The organism is Desulfovibrio fairfieldensis (assembly GCF_001553605.1).
In the GTDB taxonomy this organism is placed as follows: domain Bacteria; phylum Desulfobacterota; class Desulfovibrionia; order Desulfovibrionales; family Desulfovibrionaceae; genus Desulfovibrio; species Desulfovibrio fairfieldensis.
Genome location: NZ_CP014229.1, coordinates 283,678 through 299,459 on the forward strand (window position 1 = coordinate 283,678; position 15,782 = coordinate 299,459).

The following is a 15,782-nucleotide window of genomic DNA, read 5'->3' on the forward strand; positions in this document are numbered from 1 at the left end:
GCCATGTCTAGCCGGGGAAATTTGAAATTTTCCTTCTGTCTGGCATCCATCTACTGCCGGGGCAGCGTGTCTCTCCCTTCCTGCCCGGTCAAGCGGTAGGCTTGCCCCTGTCCGCGGATTGCGGGTCAGATTGCCCGCGTAAGCCGTCCAGATAGTTGGCCCATTCATCCATCATGCGGCGGCGCTCCGGCAAATGCTCAGCGTAATTGTAAGCGGCCCGCACATGGTCGCGTTCCCCGTGGGCAAGCTGGCGCTCGATCCAGTCACGGTTATAACCCATCTCATTGAGCAGGGTAGACGCCATGCCCCGGAAGCCGTGCATGGTCATTTCGTCCTTGGTGAAGCCCATGCTGCGGATCGCCACCAACATGGATTCAATGGAGATGGGTTTCGTGTCTGTACGAATGGAGGGGAAGAGAAAGCGCCCATTGCCGGTATAGGGCTGTAGCTCCGCTAATATGCTCAGGGCTTGCCGCGAGAGCGGGACAATATGGCGCTGGCGCATCTTCATCTTGCTGGCCGGGAGCCGCCATTCTTTTGCCGTGAGGTCGAATTCCGCCCATTCGGCTTTCTGCAGCTCGCCAGGGCGCACAAAGAGCAGGGGGGCAAGGCGGAGGGCGCAGCGCATAGGAAAGAAGCCTCCATAGGCGTCTATGGCTCGCAGAAGTTGGCCGATGCGCTTTTTGTCCGTGAGGGCGGCCATGTGCTTGACGTTGACCTTGGGCAGGGCGGCGTGAAGTCCGGTTGAAACATCGTACTTGGTCCGCCCTGTAGCAATGGCATAGCGAAAGACCTGACCGCAAATCTGAATCAGGCGGTGGGCCGTCTCAATAGCTCCGGTCTGCTCAATCCGCCGGGCAGCATTCAAGATGTCCGTAGGTTCGACCTCCGCAATGGGCTTTGCCCCTACCACGGGGAAAATCTGGCGCTCAAAGAGAGATCGTACTTTTTTGGCATAGCTGGGCGCGAGATTTACCACATGCTTGCCAAACCATTCCCGCGTCACGATTTCAAAGGAATCAGCCTCCGCGCTTGTGAAGCTGGCCTTGATGGCTTGGCGCTGGGCGCTGGGGTCAATGCCCTGGGCAATGAGTTTTCTAGCCTCATCACGTTTGACGCGCGCTTCTTTCAACCCCGTGTCGGGGTAAGTCCCAAGCGAGAGCAATTTTTCCTTACCCCCAAGCCGGTACTTGAGCCGCCACCACTTACCCCCGCCTGGGGTAACAATGATAAATAGTCCCCCGGCGTCATACAGTTTGTATGGTTTATCTTGGGGCTTGGCGTTGCGCAGGGCCGTGTCAGAAAGGGGCATGGGTGGCTCTTGGGGTAACAGTTTTTGAGGTAAGCCAGTTACCCCTAAAAGTTACCCCAAGAAAAGAACGGATGTCAACGGACATTGGCGAACTCCAGCGGAGTGTGATTCCCCATAAAAGCAAAACCCGCCGGGGTCTTGCGAACCTCGGCGGACTTTGGCGGAACTTGCATTGGTGGGCCCACCAGGACTTGAACCTGGGACCTGCCGGTTATGAGCCGGAGGCTCTACCAACTGAGCTATAGGCCCGAGAGCTTTCGTATAGCCGGAAGCAACCGCGCCGGTCAAGGCGGATTGGGCGGATCGGGCGGGAGACGCGCCCGCCTCCGCGTCGTGCCGCTACATGGCGTGGCCGGTTTCCAGCAGGGCGATCTGTTCGTCCATGGCCTTTTTCAGCGGCGCGGGCAGGCCCATGATTTCCACATTGAGGAAACCGCGCACAATGGTGGAGGCCGCTTCATCCTCGTCCAGGCCGCGCGCCATGAGGTATTCGATTTCCTCCTGGGCGATCTTGCCTACGGCGGCCTCGTGCGACAATTCCACGCCGTCCTGATTGCTGTTCAGCTCCGGGATGGCATGGATGCGCCCGCCGCCCATGATCAGGCCCTTGCATTCCAGATGCCCTTTTGCCGGGGCCGCCGCCGCGCCGATGTAGCCCCGGTTGATCACCGTGCCGCCCGTGGTCAGCACACGCGAGATGACCTCGCCGCGCGTGTCCGGGGCGTTGAGTTCAATGCGGTTGCCGCAGTCCACGTACGAGCCGGCCGGGGCCACGATGACCGAATTGAAGCGGGCCACCGCATTGTTTCCGGTCAGTTCCATGAGCGGGTACATCTGCAGATCGCCCACGGGCTTGAGCAGGATGTAATTGTTCTGAAACTCGCCTCCGGCTTCCACCCGCCCGGCGGAGCGGGGCCGCACCGTGGTGCTGTCGCCCCAGTTGTGGATCATGGTGAAGGTCAGCTTGCCGCCTTTTTCCACATAATATTCCGTAATGCCCAGGTGGGCGGCGTCGCGCGCCTCGTGGGCCGTGGCGCAGCCGCCCAGAATGTGCAGTTCCGCGCCTTCCTCCACCACCACGATGTTGTGGATGCTCTGGCCCGCGCCGTGTCCCTTGATGAACATGCAGGACTGCACGGGCTCGCTGATTTTGGCGCCCTTGCGCGCCCGCACGAAATAGCCGCCGTTCAGGTGCTCGCGGGCCATGCGGGTGAAGTCGTCCTTGTCCGGGTCGAGCATCTGCCAGTAATAGCGCGGCAGCCCGTCGAACTTCTTGAGGGCCGCGCGGATGTCCATGAGCTCCAGGCCGTCCCGGCGCGTCTCACAGTGCACGCCCGCGTGGTTGAGCTGCATGAACGCGCCGCTGACCTGGCGGTCGTTGACGTCGATGCCCGCCAGCACCAGACGTTCGCGGTCCTCGGCCGGCAGACGGGTCAGATCGTCGATGGGAGCGGCGTTTTCACCGCCGCTGAAGGAAAAGCGGGAGAGATCCACGGTACTCATACGAGGGGCGCCTCCGCGATTTTGCCGTACATGTCGCCTGCCAGACATCGCAGGCATTCCTGATAGCCGTGGTTGGCGATGTGGTCGAGAATTTCGCGCGGCCGGGCCTCGCAGCAGAGCTTGCCGTGGTACATGACCTGGCCCCGGTGCGCGTTGACGTATTCCAGAATGTGGCCGGTGTGGGTGATGATCAGCCCGCTGGTGGAACGCCTGCGCTCCCGCTCGCGCAGGGTGGCGCTGCAGGCGTCGGGTATGCCGTCCAGCAGATGGCGCACGGTGTTGCCCACCAGGGCCATGTTTTCCAGGTCCACGCCGGATTCCGGCTCGTCGAAGAGCAGCAGGTCCGGCCGCTGGGCCATGAGCTGCAAAAGTTCCGAGCGCTTGATCTCGCCGCCGGAAAAGCCCGCGTTGACGTCGCGGTCCAGAAATTGGTCGAAGTGCACCTTGCGGGCCATGGCCGGGATGTCCATCTCGCGTCCCCGGCCGCAGAGCTCCACCAGCTTGCCCGTGGGCAGGCCGTGGATGGTGGGCGGGCGCTGGAAGGACATGCCGATGCCCAGGCGGGCCCGCTCGTACATGGGCGCGTGGGTAATGTCCTGTCCCTTGAAGATGATCCGGCCCTCGGTGACCTCGTAGCCGGAAACGCCCATCAGGGTCATCAGCAGGGTGGTCTTGCCCGAACCGTTGGGCCCGAAAAGAATAAAGGTTTCGCCGGGCTCGATGCTCAGGTCGATGCCCTTGAGCACGGGCGTGCCTTTGATCGAAACGTGCAGATTATGGATTTCAAGCATCGCTGTCCCCGTTTTCCCCAAGGTATTCCAGCACGTCGTAATGCACATGATCCAGAATATGGGTCAGTTGGGAGATGCACTCGTCGCCCACGGCCCTGCCCAGCAGATTGACGATGAAAGCCGCGCGCTTAGCGTTGACCAGGGCCTCGTAGCCCGGATCCGTGCTGTAGGGAATGGCCCGGACGGCCTCGCTGAAGGCCGCCAGTTCCTCTTCGGTGACGTTCTTGATGGGCTGGGGCTCATTGTCGAGAAAGACCACGCCTTCCCGCAGCTCCAGCATGACCGCTTTGCCGTGCATATTGGCGATGCACACTTCCATACGCTACCCCTTGTAATGGCAATCCATATATGATGGCAAACTTGGGCCGCCGTGTCCAGTCCGGCGCGCGACGGGCGGGGGCATTCTGTTCTCCTTCCGTAAACGGAGTGATTTTGTATTGAGATAGGTTACCTTCAAAGATAGTGGGCTTGTCATATGGACGGGGTATTCCGAGCCCTGCGGGCACAGTGGCTTTACGCCTCCCGGCGTTTGGGCCGCCGCCTCCGGCGCGGGCGGGGGCTTGGGGGCTTACGCGGCCCCCCCCCAGGCCCCTGGATTTAGCCGTCGCGACGCAGGAAGCTACGGATAACGACAGCACTTAGTTACGCAAAACGCGATCTAGGGAAATCGCTGTCGCTATCCGTAGCGGTGCTGTCTTGATCCGTAACACGGCTTCGCCGTGAACGGCTCAAGCAAGCCGCTGGCGCGGCAACGGCTTGCGCGCAAGCCCTGCCCCCGCGTAATTGTCGCAACACGTTGACGCGGCGTACCACGGGTCTTGCCCGCTTGGCTTGCTGCGCCCCGAAATCGCCGCGTGTCAACGTCCAACGACTGAACATCCCCTTCTCAACGACCGTCAGCGGATGGCATTGCGCGGCGCGAACGAAGCAAAAGCCATAATGCCCGGAGGGCGGAATAAAACAACGGACGGAGAACAGAATGACCCTGCGCGGCGGGCCGCTTGCGGCTCGTGCGGGCTTTGGGCTAGCATGGCGCACGGAGGCTCTTATGTACGTGATCACCGGCGGCGCGGGCTTTATCGGCAGCGCCCTGCTCTGGCAGTTGAACCGCATGGATCTGGACGAAATCGTGGTGGTGGACAATCTGGCCAGCAGCGAGAAATGGCGCAATCTGGTCAAACGCCGCTATGTGGACTATCTGCACCGCGACCGCTTTTACGAGCTGATGCGGCGAGACGCCTTGCCCTGGAAGATCACGGCCGTGGTCCATCTGGGGGCCTGTTCCTCCACCACCGAGCGCGACGCGGACTTTCTGATGGAAAACAATTTCCACTACAGCCGCGATCTCTGCCGCTACGCCCTGGACAAGGGCGCGCGCTTCATCAACGCCAGCTCCGCGGCCACTTACGGCGACGGCAGTCTGGGGTTCAGCGACGATCCGGCCCTGATCCCCCGCCTCGCGCCTCTGAACATGTACGGCTACTCCAAGCAGCTCTTCGACCTCTGGCTGTTGCGGGAGAAATTGCACGGCGAGGTGGTCAGCCTGAAATTCTTCAATGTTTACGGCCCCAACGAATACCACAAGGGCTCCATGCAAAGCGTGGTGGTCAAGGCCCACCGCCAGATCCGGGAGCACGGGCGGCTGGCCCTGTTTAAATCCGACGTGCCGGGCCTGGCCGACGGCGAGCAGAAGCGCGACTTCGTCTACGTCAAGGACTGCACGGCCCTGCTGGCCTGGCTGCTGGAGCGCAAGGACGTCAGCGGCATCCATAATGTGGGCACGGGCGCGGCCCGCGGCTTCAACGACCTGGGCCGGGCGGTATTTGCCGCGCTGGGGCGGGAGTGCCGCATCGACTATGTGGATATGCCGGAAACACTGCGCGGCAAGTACCAGAATTACACCCGCGCTGAAATGGACTGGCTGGCCCGCGTGGACTGTCCTCTGGGTTTCACTTCCCTGGAAGAGGGCGTGGCCGATTACGTCTGCAATTATCTTGAGAAAGATGATTCATACCTGTAAGCCAATCGGGGAAATCTGCCGATATAAGAAGAAGCTCTCCGAACATGCGGTCAGCTGGTCGCGTGCCGGAAAAACGCGCCCTATGCGCTGGACTGGGTCGCCCCTTGGTCCGGGTTTTTCAGAAGTGGAGGAGAAGCATGCGTTTGCCTATTGCGGGGAAAATCATCACGCTCGTGGTTGTGGCCGTGGCCCTGTCCTGCACGGCCGTTCTTCTGACGACCATGCGCCTTCTGGAGCCTCCCCTGGATGCCAGCATCGACGCCACCACGCAACTGGCCAAGGCGACCACGGACGCCACCTACAACGCCAGCAGCGAAAAATTTCTGCAAGAAGCCCGGCTCATCGCCGGGAATCCCGCCCTGGTTGAGGCCGTGGCGCGGCGTGATCATGCCGCTGCCGCCGCGCTCGGCAAAGAACTGATGGACATGGCCGGATCAGAATTCATCACCATCACCGATGAAAAAGGCATTGTGGTCGGTCGGGGCCATTCCCCGAAATACGGCGATGACGTCAACAATCAGGAAACCGTGGCCGCGGGCCGCAAAGGCGAGTCCGTGGTGGGCATCGTGGCGGGCACTGTGGTGCCCTTCACCCTGCGCGCCGGTGCGCCCCTGGTCCACGAGGGCAAGGTAGTGGGCACCGTGGGTATCGGCATTTCCCTGGCCAGTGAAGCCTATGTGGACAGGCTGAAAAAGGAAACCGGCCTGGAAGCGACCATTTTCAAAGGCGACATCCGCGCCATGACCACGCTGATCCGGGACGGCAAGCGGCTGATCGGCACCAAACTGCAAAATACCGCCGTCTCCGAAGCCGTGCTGCAACGCGGCGAGACCGTCTCCGGCGAGCTGCAGTTGCTGGGCAGGCCGTATAGTGTCGTCTACTGGCCCATTCTGAACATGGCGGGCAAGCCGGTGGGCATGTGGTTCACCGGGCAGCCGCTGGACACGGTCGTGCAGGCGCGGCGGGAAGCCCTGCGCAACGCTCTGCTGGCGGCCCTGGGCATCACCCTGGTCTTTGCGCTGGTGGCCTTTGTCATAGGCAGGATGCTGGCCTCGCCCGTCAAGCGCATCACCGCCTTTGCCGAAACCGTGGCCGGCGGCGATCTGGACGCGCCTCTCTCGGTGCGGGCGCGGGATGAAACCGGCAGGCTGGCCGGGTCTCTGCACACCATGGTGGGTACGCTCAAGGCCCGCATCGCCGAGGCCCGCGAACAGTCGGAGCTGGCCCAAAAAGAAACCGCCAGGGCCCAGGAAGCCGTGCAAATGGCGGAAGAGGCCCGCCATAAGGCCGAAAATGCCCGGCGCGAAGGCATGCTGGCAGCCGCCGGACAGCTGGAGGGCGTGGTGGGCGTGGTCGGCTCGGTGGCCGCCGGGCTCTCCGCCCAGATTGAACAATCCCAGCGCGGCGCGGCGGAACAGGCCTCCAGGGTCACGGAAACCGTCACGGCCATGGAGGAAATGAACACCACCGTGGCCGAAGTGGCCCAAAACGCGGGGGCCGCCTCGGAAGCCTCCGCGGCCACCCGGCAGAAGGCCGAGGCCGGGGCGGAAGTGGTTTCGCGGGCCGTGGACAGCATCCACCGGGTGGGTGAACAATCCCTGAAGCTCAAGGACGACATGCGCGCCCTTGCGGAACAGGCCCGGTCCATTGACCGGATCATGGGCGTGATTTCGGACATTGCGGACCAGACCAACCTTCTGGCCCTGAACGCGGCCATTGAAGCGGCCCGCGCGGGTGATGCCGGGCGCGGCTTCGCCGTGGTGGCCGACGAGGTGCGCAAGCTGGCCGAAAAAACCATGGCCTCCACCACGGATGTGGGCGACGCCATCAAGGCCATTCAGCAGAGCGCCGGTCAGAGTGCGGAACAGGTGGATATCGCCGTGCGGATCATCGACGAGGCCACGGAGTTCGCGGGCAAGTCCGGCGAAGCCCTGCAGCGGATCGTGGAGATGGCTGATTCCACAGCCGACCAGGTGCGGGCCATTGCCACGGCCTCGGAGCAGCAGTCCGCCTCCAGCGAGGAAATCAACCGTTCCATCATTCAGGTCAACGCCATTGCAGGCGATACCGCCCAGGCCATGCAAGCGGCCTCCGAAGCCGTGACCGAGCTGGCGGAACAGACGCGGGCCCTGTCCGGACTGATCGAGAAAATGAGGAGGGAATAGACTATCCCGTGGGAAGTTGGAGCATCTAAAATCACACACGGGGGAGTCGTATGACAATCAGAACACGATTTTTGTTGGCTTTTATTGGGACCATCCTGCTCATTGCCGGCGGGGTTATCAGCTATGTGGCCGTACAGATGCGCGACGACGCGGAAAGTTATTACATTTCCTCCTCCAGCGTGGAATTGCGCCTGATGAACGATTATATCGAGGAGTTTCTGAAGACGGCCATCAATAATGCGGCCATAGCCGCCAAGGATGCCGAATTTGCCGGGGCCGGGGGCATTTTTCCCCGTTACGTGGAAAAGGATGTTGAAACCGTTTTTCGTGTGGCGGATCTGAGCCCGGAGGCGCGGCACCTGATGGAACCGCTGTCGCGCCTTGACAAGGATTACGACAGCTATGTGGAAGTGTACGCCGGTTTTGCCGACGGCAGTCTGGTCACGACCCTGGACGGCCTGAAGTTTCCCGCCCATTTCGACATGAGCAAGCGCCCCTGGTATGTGGCGCGCGCCGGAGCCGCCGAGGACGTGGGGCTGGCCGGAGCCTATACCTCCATGTCCGGGGAAACGGTTTTCGCCATTACGCACAAGATAAAGGATGCGCAGGGCAGGCTGGCGGGCGTGCTGGGCATAGATGTGACCTTGAAGCTGCTTGCGGACAAGTTTGCGGAACTGAGCAAGGGCGACAACGGATATTTCGTGCTTATCGAAAACACCGGCAAGATCCTGTGCGAACCCGCGCATCCGGCTTTGGTGGGCAAGGTGCTGGGCAAAGACGTCAATGATGCGGGCATGCTGCGGGTCTTTGGCACCGACAAGGGCGTGGTGCGCCTGACCGTGGACGGCGAGGCCATCCAAGCCAACGTTATCACCAACTCTTTCGGCTGGAAGCTGGTCTCCGTGCAGAGCGATGCGGCCATCTACGCCCGCAGCAACGCCACTGTGCGGGCTGTGGCCCTGATTACCCTGACCCTGGCCCTGCTGGCCCTGGCCGGGGCGGTCTGGGTCGCCCGTTCGGTCAGCAGGCCCCTGGCGCGCATCGTCGAGACCTCCAGGGAGATTTCGGCTGGCAATCTGGACGCGCGGCTTGACCCCAAAGACTATTACGGCGAGTTGTTCCAATTGCAGGAGGTTCTGAGCGACATGGTGGCGACGCTCAAGCAGCGCCTCGCCGAGGCCCGCGAACAGTCGGATCTGGCCAAAACGGAAACCGCCAGGGCCCAGGAAGCCGTGCAAATGGCGGAAGAGGCCCGCCATAAGGCCGAAAATGCCCGGCGTGAGGGCATGCTGGCCGCCGCCGGGCAGCTGGAAGGCGTGGTGGGCGTGGTGGGCTCGGTGGTTGCCGGGCTCTCCGCCCAGATTGAACGATCCGAGCGCGGCGCGGCGGAACAGGCCTCCCGGGTGACGGAAACCGTCACCGCCATGGAGGAAATGAACGCTACTGTGACCGAAGTGGCCCGGAACGCGGGCACCGCCTCGGAAGTCTCCGCGGCCACCCGGCAGAAGGCCGAGGCCGGAGCGGAAGTGGTTTCGCGGGCCGTGGGCAGCATCCACCGGGTGGGGGAGCAGTCCCTGAAGCTCAAGGACGACATGCGCGCCCTTGCGGAACAGGCCCGGTCCATTGACCGGATCATGGGCGTGATTTCAGATATTGCGGACCAGACCAATCTGCTGGCCCTGAACGCGGCCATTGAAGCGGCCCGCGCGGGCGATGCCGGGCGCGGCTTCGCCGTGGTGGCGGACGAGGTGCGCAAGCTGGCTGAAAAGACCATGGCCTCCACCACGGATGTGGGCAACGCCATCAAGGCCATCCAGCAGAGCGCCGGTCAGAGCGCGGAACAGGTGGATATTGCCGTGCGGATCATCGACGAGGCCACGGAGTTCGCGGGCAAGTCCGGCGAAGCCCTGCAGCAGATCGTGGAGATGGCCGATTCCACGGCCGACCAGGTGCGGACCATTGCCACGGCCTCGGAGCAGCAGTCCGCCTCCAGTGAGGAAATCAGCCGCTCTATCAGCCATGTCAACGCCATCGCAGGCGACACCGCCCAAGCCATGCAAGCGGCCGCCGGCGCTGTGACGGACCTGGCGGAACAGACGCGGGCCCTGAGCGGATTGATTGAAAACATGAAGAAGAGCTGAGCGGCCGGACCGTTCCGTCCGATTTTTCAGCCGGATGACAAGGGGGGAGCGCCAACGGCGCTCCCCCCTTTCGCATTGCCTGACGCCGCTTGTCGCGGCCGATCTCAGACGCTCTTTTCCTGTGGGCTTTTGCCCTCCGCCTCCTGCTTCAGCAGGTAGCCCTTGCCCCAGGCGGACATGGCCTTCAGAACCGGTTCCATGCTCCTGCCGAAATCCGTCAGCGAATATTCCACCCTGGGCGGGACGACGGGAAAGACTTCCCGTCGCACCAGACCGTCCCTTTCCAGTTCGCGCAGTTGCTGGGTCAGCATTTTGGGCGTTGCGCACGGTATTGCCCTGCGCAACTGTGAAAAGCGCAACGTCCCGGTAATGAGCTTGTAGAGAACCAGGGATTTATACTTCCCGCCGATGATATCCACGGTGGCTTCCACCGGACAGTGCCGTTCCACCGGAACCGGCGTTCCCGGTTTTTTCCCGCTGCCGTGGCTGTCCGCGTCGTCTTGCGCCATCTTCAGTATCCTTTCAGGTACTATATACCAAAAAAGTGCGTTCTTGCTCTAAATATACGTATGGTTCTAAAACTATCCGCAATCAAACGGAAGGCAATTGTGTTCATGAGCCATGAAAAAGCGAGGATGAGAGCATGATTTTTCAACAGGTCCGCAACGCCACAAGCATTATTACCTTTGCCGGAAAGAAGTTTCTGCTGGATCCCTTTCTGGCGGACCGGGGCGCGCTTCCACCCGTGCCGTCGCCCCACAATGAAAGTCCTAATCCCCTTGTGCCCCTGCCGCTGCCCATTGAGGCCATCGTGGCTGTGGACGCGGTCGTGGTCACCCATATGCACCACTTCGATCATTTTGACGAAGCGGCCCGCAAGGCCGTTGCCAGGGACATCCCCGTCTTTGTCCAGAGCGAAAAAGAGGCTTCGGACATGCGGGCTCTGGGCTTCACCGCTGTCGCGGCTCTTACGGAAACGGGCGTCGGTTTCGGGGAGATCACGCTGTACAGAACGGATGCCCTGCACGGCCAGGGCGAAGCCGCGGCGCGCAACTACCGGGAGCGGGGTATTCCAGCCGAGGCCTGCGGCGTGGTTTTTGCCGCTCCGGGCGAGAAAACCCTGTACGCGGCCGGGGATACCCTCTGGTATGCGGGCGTGCGAGCCGCTCTGGACCGCTATCAGCCCGATGTTGTCGTGCTTAACGCCGCCGATGCCCGTTTTCATGACGGGACGCCCATCCTCATGGACGCGGACGGCCTGTACGAAGCGGCCATGGCCGCCCCTCAGGCTACGATCATCACCGGCCATCTGGATGCGGTCAATCATGCCCGGTTGGGCCGCGCCGGACTGCGGGAATTTGTGAAAGCCAGGGGGCTCTCGGAGCGGGTGCGCATTCCCGAGGACGGGGAGGTCTGTATACTGTAAAGGAAAAGGGGGCACGCCATGCGGCGCGCCCCCTTGCTTTTTGGAGGTATCCCGGCTCAGCCCCAGAGCACCAGCCCGGTTTCCAGGGGCGAAGCCTGACCCTTGTGCACGGGCATGACCCGGATGCCGTAGCGGTAATGTCCGTTGTGGGTGGGAATGTAGGTGGCGGAATAGTTCATGCCGTCCTCGCCGTGGTCCGCGGCGCGGGGCTCAAGGCGCAGCACCTCGGGCTTGTTGCGGAAGTTGCCGTTGGCGTAGGCGCGGCCGATGACCAGTTGCACCAGTATTTCCTCGGGCTTCATCTGGCCCAGATGCATGTGCAGGCGCACGCTGACGGGCTCGCCGCAGGTCATGGTGTTGCCGTCCGCGCCGCTGATGATGATTTCCTCCATCTTCACCGTGCCGAAGCGCGCGGGCAGGTCCTGCTGCCAGACCGCCAGATCGCGGCAGAGCGCCCAGTCGTCCTCGGCCAGCATGTCGCGGCGTTTGGCGCCCGGCATATAGGCCAGCCGGATATAGTCGTTGAGCATGCGGTTGCTGCTGTACATGGCCGTAAGGCTTTTCAGCGAGCGCTTGGACATGGCGATCCAGTTGGCGGGCAGACCGGCGTTGTTCACGTCGAAGTAGAGCGGCAGCACGGCGTTTTCCAACAGGGTGTACAGGGCGTCGGCGTCGGCATAGTCGTTCTGTTCGTCGCTGGACAGTTCGGTGGTGACCACCGGCCCGATGGTCCAGCCGTTCTGGCGGTTGTAGCCCTCGCACCACCAGCCGTCGGAAATGCTCAAGTTGATGCCGCCATTGACCGGCAGCTTCATGCCGCTGGTGCCCGAGGCCTCGTGCGGACGGCGCGGCGTGTTCAGCCAGATGTCGCAGCCCTGGGCCAGCAGGCGGGAAACCGCCAGGCTGTAATCCTCCATAAAGAAGATCTTGCCCAAAAAGCGCTCATCGCGGCTCATGCGCAGCACTTCCTGAATCAGGTTTATGCCCGCCTCGTCCGCCGGGTGGGCCTTGCCCGCGAAGACCAGGCATACGGGCCGTTCGGGATTGTTCAGGATGCGCGCCAGCCGGTCCGGGTCGGCAAAGAGCAGGGTGGCCCGTTTGTAGGGCGCGAAGCGCCGGGCGAAGCCGATGAGCAAGGTATGCGGCTTGAGCAGGTTTTCCATGCTCTTGCGCTGGCCCCGGTCGAGCTTGAACTTCTGCGCAAAGGCCGGAATGCCCGCGCGCAGGGCGTCCAGCAGGTCTTCCTTCTGGGTCATGCGGGCCGACCAGTAGGCGTCGTCCGGAATCTCGTCCACCTTGTTCCAGATCGGGGAATCCGGCCCGGCCTGGAGCCAGTCCGGCCCCAGATACTGGTTGAGGATCTCGTGCATGTGCATGCCCACATAGGAGGGCGTGTGCACGCCGTTGGTCACGTAGTCGATGGGGGTTTCGGCCAGGGGCAGGCTTTTCCAGAGCTTGTTCCACATATGGCGCGAAACTTCGCCGTGCAGGCGGCTCACGCCGTTGGCCTTGGAGGAAAGGCGCAGGGCCAGCACGGTCATTTCAAAGGACTGGCTGTTGCCGCCCTCCATCTGGCCGAGCTGGGCGAACTGCTGCCAGGAAAGGCCGAGCTTGGAGGCGACGCCGCCGAAATAGCGGCCCATAAGGTCCAGGGAAAAGGCCTCGTTGCCCGCAGCCACCGGCGTGTGCGTGGTGAACACGGTATTGGAGCGCACCCGCACCGTGGCCTCCGCATAGCTCATGCCCATGATCATGCATTCCTGCAGGCGTTCGATGACCATGAAGGCCGAGTGTCCCTCGTTCATGTGATACACGTGGGGAGCAAGGCCCAGAGTGCGGATCAAGCGCATGCCGCCGATGCCCAGGAGCATTTCCTGAAGCAGGCGGATCTCGCGGTTGGCCTCGTAAAGGCGGTCCGTGATCTTGCGGTCTTCCTCGGTGTTGCGGCGGGTATCCGTGTCCATGAGATAGAGGGCCACGCGTCCCACCTGCATTTTCCAGACCCGGGCGAAGAGAATCCGCCCGGGCAGCTCCAGCTGCACAAAGACGGGTTCCCCGCTGTCGTCGTAGACCAGTTTGACCGGCAGCTGCGCGAAGTTGTTCATGGGATACTGGGCTACCTGGCGGCCGTCGGCGTCGATTTCCTGCTTGAAGTAGCCGTTTTTGTAGAGCAGGCCGATGCCGAAAAGGGGCACGGCCATGTCCGAGGCGGATTTGAGATGGTCGCCGGACAACACGCCCAGGCCCCCGGAATAAATGGGCACGGACTCATTGATGCCGTATTCCGTGGAAAAATAGGCGACAGGGTGTTCCGGCGTCACATGCTCGCTGAGCACGCGCAGGGGCTCGGCCATGTAGGCGTCGAATTCGGCCAACACCTCGTCGTAGAGGCGCATGTATTCCTCATTGTAAATGAGGTAGTTGAGGCGTTCCGGATCGGCCTCTTCCAGCACCCGGATGGGGTTGCGGCATTCGCTCCAGAGCTGGGGATTGATGGCCATGAACAGGGCTTTGGCCTTGTCGTGCCAGCACCACCAGAGATTGGTGGAAAGGTCGCGCAGGCGCGCCAGGGCCTTGGGCACTTCGGCCACGGCCATGATGGGCCGCAGAAAGGGGGTGGCCGAAGACGAGGCCGTGAGAATGCGGTTCAGGCTTTCCCGGCCGTTGCCGGAGCGGTCGATGCGCGTGTCGGCCTTTTCCAGCGCAAGCTGGAAGGCCTCGATATAGTGGGTGAAGAAATAGCGCCAGGAAGTCTGCTCGGCCAGGGCGCGGGCGTTTTTGCGCCAGACGGCCAGATTTTCCCGGGGCGCGGCCGCGGCCTGGAGCACACGCTCGTGCAGGGCCGCCGCGCCCTGTTCAAAGTTGGTGCCGCGCCGGGGCATCACGTGCACGCCGGGGCGCGCTTCGGTTTCCTTCTGGGCGAACTGGCGCGCCCACATGCCGAAACCGGAGAGGTCCGTGGTCAGGGTGGGCACGGCCCAGGCCGCGCATTCCTGCGGAGTGTAGCCCCAGGGCTCGTACCAGGAGGGGAAAAAGCCCACGTCGCAGGCCGAAATGACGTCCTCGTAGGGCATGTTGAAGAAGCCGTCGTTGCCGTCCAGCATGGCGGGCACAAAGATGACCTTGACGCGTTTGTCGCAGGCATTGTTCAGGCCCAGGCGGCGGCAGGCGTTGATGATGGGGTCCTGCGGGGCGTTCCAGGCGTAGTGGGTGCAGATGAAGGGCTGGCCGTTGTCCGTGGCGCTGGGATCGCCGGAGACGGCCGCCGGGTTGATGCCCGTGTGGCCGCCCATGACCAGACAGAGAACCAGGATGGAGGCGTCCGTGCCCGCCAGGTTCTGATCCGCGCGGGCCAAGGCCTCCAGAAAAATGTCGATGCCCTTGTTGTGCATCTCGTAGCGGCCGGAAATGGCGAAGATGCGGGTATTTTCCGGCAGCTTGCAGCGCAGGAAACGGTCGGCGTCCTCCAGGATTCTGGCCCGGGTGGCCAGCGGTTTTTCGCGCTCTTCCGAAAAGTCGGGGATCACTCGCAGATCCAGGCCGTTGACCGTGATGACGTCGGGCTGGCGGCCCAGAAAGACCGTGGATTCCTCGCCGGTAATCGGGCTGACCGTGGTGAAGGCGTCGGCCTCGCGCGCTGAGGCGCTTTCCAGGGACCATTTGGCCGTGATGTTCTGCGCGGCGGCCTCGGTGGCGGGATTGATGCTGCGCAGATTGCTGTAAATGTCGCGGCCGGTTCCGGCCAGAGCGCGGCCCAGCATGGTGGCGTGGGTGGTGAAGACCGTGCCCACGGCCGGAGCCAGTTTCTTCAGGGTCAGCAGGCCCGCGCCGCTCATCCATTCGTGGAAGAGGGCCACGGAACGCCCGCCCAGGGGCTGCACCAGGCTTTCATGGATGGCCGCGATCACCTCGCCGCAGGCCGTGGCGAACATGACCGGCTCAATGTAGTCCCAGCCGCCGGAAAGGGAATCCACACCGTAATTTTTCCACATTTCGTACAACAGCTGGTTGCTGGAGTAACGCTGGGAAAAATCCACCAGAATGGCCTTGGGCCGTCCCGGTATGTTCCAGCGGCCCAGGCGACACTTGAGATCCCTGGTGCTCAAGGCCAGGCGCAGCGAATCCCAGATATGTTCGTCTGTTTCTTCAAAACCGGCGTTCTGTTGCAGGGAAGGGCCCAGCAGGAAGTAATCCTCGCCGAAAGTTTCCACGGCCTGCAGCGCCTTGCTGCTGACCACGGAATAAATGCCCCCCACCTTGTTGCAAACTTCCCAGCTTACTTCAAACAGCGTGACAGGGGCGTTATTGAAATCCATAGAGACTCCTTGTGGGCCCGCCCGCATATAAAGCGCCGCGTCACGGGCCATTGCCCTCCGTCCGTCTCAAAAACGGCGGAGGGCGACAGTTCCCGGAAGGGGCAACCT

Annotated in this window: 10 protein-coding genes and 1 tRNA gene; 4 read left to right on the top strand and 7 right to left on the bottom strand. The window is 62.5% G+C overall.

Annotated elements, in window-relative coordinates:
- Window positions 1–88: 88 nt before the first annotated feature.
- The 5 genes from AXF13_RS01240 to AXF13_RS01260 all read right to left on the bottom strand — a co-directional run bounded on the left by AXF13_RS01240 (window position 89) and on the right by AXF13_RS01260 (window position 3,925).
- On the bottom strand, window positions 89–1,312 hold the full coding sequence (locus AXF13_RS01240) for a tyrosine-type recombinase/integrase (RefSeq protein WP_062251342.1): 1,224 nt from the start codon (window positions 1,310–1,312) through the stop codon (window positions 89–91).
- Between the two features lie 173 nt (window positions 1,313–1,485).
- Window positions 1,486–1,561 (bottom strand) — tRNA-Ile (locus AXF13_RS01245).
- Between the two features lie 90 nt (window positions 1,562–1,651).
- Window positions 1,652–2,815 carry a SufB/SufD family protein gene (locus AXF13_RS01250; protein WP_062251343.1) on the bottom strand — a complete coding sequence of 388 codons (1,164 nt, stop codon included), beginning with the start codon at window positions 2,813–2,815 and terminating at the stop codon, window positions 1,652–1,654.
- A complete protein-coding gene (locus AXF13_RS01255) occupies window positions 2,812–3,606 on the bottom strand; it encodes an ABC transporter ATP-binding protein (protein WP_062251344.1) in 795 nt (264 codons plus the stop codon). The genes AXF13_RS01250 and AXF13_RS01255 overlap by 4 nt, the downstream gene beginning before the upstream one ends.
- Entirely contained in the window at window positions 3,599–3,925 is a 327-nt protein-coding gene (locus AXF13_RS01260) for a hypothetical protein (protein ID WP_008685213.1), read from the bottom strand. Before AXF13_RS01260 ends, AXF13_RS01255 begins: the two co-directional genes overlap by 8 nt.
- A gap of 729 nt (window positions 3,926–4,654) precedes the next feature.
- Between AXF13_RS01260 and rfaD the strand changes: the two genes are divergently transcribed.
- The 3 genes from rfaD to AXF13_RS01275 all read left to right on the top strand — a co-directional run bounded on the left by rfaD (window position 4,655) and on the right by AXF13_RS01275 (window position 9,932).
- A complete protein-coding gene (gene rfaD / locus AXF13_RS01265) occupies window positions 4,655–5,626 on the top strand; it encodes an ADP-glyceromanno-heptose 6-epimerase (protein ID WP_062251345.1) in 972 nt (323 codons plus the stop codon).
- A gap of 137 nt (window positions 5,627–5,763) precedes the next feature.
- On the top strand, window positions 5,764–7,791 hold the full coding sequence (locus AXF13_RS01270) for a methyl-accepting chemotaxis protein (protein WP_062251346.1): 2,028 nt from the start codon (window positions 5,764–5,766) through the stop codon (window positions 7,789–7,791).
- A 50-nt stretch (window positions 7,792–7,841) separates the two neighbouring features.
- Entirely contained in the window at window positions 7,842–9,932 is a 2,091-nt protein-coding gene (locus AXF13_RS01275; protein ID WP_062251347.1) for a methyl-accepting chemotaxis protein, read from the top strand.
- A 104-nt stretch (window positions 9,933–10,036) separates the two neighbouring features.
- Here AXF13_RS01275 and AXF13_RS01280 read toward each other — a convergent pair whose 3' ends face one another.
- Entirely contained in the window at window positions 10,037–10,441 is a 405-nt protein-coding gene (locus AXF13_RS01280; RefSeq protein WP_223299949.1) for a winged helix-turn-helix transcriptional regulator, read from the bottom strand.
- A gap of 134 nt (window positions 10,442–10,575) precedes the next feature.
- Here AXF13_RS01280 and AXF13_RS01285 point away from each other — a divergent pair, with 134 nt between their 5' ends.
- Window positions 10,576–11,358 (top strand): MBL fold metallo-hydrolase, encoded by a 783-nt coding sequence (locus AXF13_RS01285; protein WP_062251348.1) that lies wholly within the window; start codon window positions 10,576–10,578, stop codon window positions 11,356–11,358.
- 56 nt (window positions 11,359–11,414) lie between these two features.
- Here AXF13_RS01285 and glgP read toward each other — a convergent pair whose 3' ends face one another.
- Window positions 11,415–15,674, bottom strand: coding sequence for an alpha-glucan family phosphorylase (gene glgP, locus AXF13_RS01290; RefSeq protein WP_062251349.1), 4,260 nt, complete (start codon window positions 15,672–15,674; stop codon window positions 11,415–11,417).
- Between the last annotated feature and the right edge of the window lie 108 nt (window positions 15,675–15,782).